Origin of the sequence: Streptomyces sp. XY431, from assembly GCF_001279805.1 — a bacterium.
Taxonomy (GTDB): Bacteria; Actinomycetota; Actinomycetes; order Streptomycetales; family Streptomycetaceae; genus Kitasatospora; species Kitasatospora purpeofusca.
In genome coordinates this window covers 1-319 of record NZ_LGDO01000384.1, presented here as the reverse complement: position 1 = coordinate 319, position 319 = coordinate 1, and the positions used below count along the sequence as shown (strand labels likewise).

At 69.3% G+C, this 319-nt stretch carries 1 protein-coding gene; it reads right to left on the bottom strand.

The window, feature by feature from the left end; all coding sequences use genetic code 11:
* Positions 1-319 (bottom strand): HAMP domain-containing protein (locus ADK60_RS26965; RefSeq protein WP_159400598.1); only part of this gene is annotated, 319 nt, incomplete at both ends.

Below are 319 nucleotides of genomic sequence, written 5' to 3'. Positions count from 1 at the left end.
GGTGAGGTTGTGCGCCATGAAGTTGACGTTGTCGGTGAGGTCCTTCCACGTCCCGGCGACGTTCGGGACCCGGGCCTGCCCGCCGAGCGTCCCCTCGGTGCCGACCTCGCGGGCGACCCGGGTGACCTCGTCGGCGAACACCGACAGGGTGTCCACCATGGTGTTGATCGCGTCGGCCAGGGCCGCGACCTCGCCCTTGGCCTCCACGGTGATCTTCCGGGAGAGGTCGCCGCGGGCCACGGCGGTCGCCACGTCGGACATCGAACGGACCTGGCCGGTGAGGTTGGAGGCCATCACATTGACGTTGTCGGTGAGGTCC